The sequence below is a fragment of the Stappia sp. WLB 29 genome (assembly GCF_023507705.1).
Taxonomy (GTDB): Bacteria; Pseudomonadota; Alphaproteobacteria; order Rhizobiales; family Stappiaceae; genus Stappia.
In genome coordinates this window covers 1-274 of record NZ_JALBGD010000037.1, presented here as the reverse complement: position 1 = coordinate 274, position 274 = coordinate 1, and the positions used below count along the sequence as shown (strand labels likewise).

Annotated in this window: 1 pseudogene; it reads left to right on the top strand. The window is 52.2% G+C overall.

The window, feature by feature from the left end:
* Nucleotides 1–63 precede the first annotated feature (63 nt).
* Nucleotides 64–274: pseudogene (locus MNI96_RS21805) on the top strand (IS6 family transposase); the annotation flags it as partial.

Genomic DNA, 274 nt, shown 5'->3' with positions numbered 1-274 from the left:
GGCACTGTTGCAAATAGTCGGTGGTGATAAACTTATCATCCCCTTTTGCTGATGGAGCTGCACATGAACCCATTCAAAGGCCGGCATTTTCAGCGTGACATCATTCTGTGGGCCGTACGCTGGTACTGCAAATACGGCATCAGTTACCGTGAGCTGCAGGAGATGCTGGCTGAACGCGGAGTGAATGTCGATCACTCCACGATTTACCGCTGGGTTCAGCGTTATGCGCCTGAAATGGAAAAACGGCTGCGCTGGTACTGGCTTAACCCTTCCG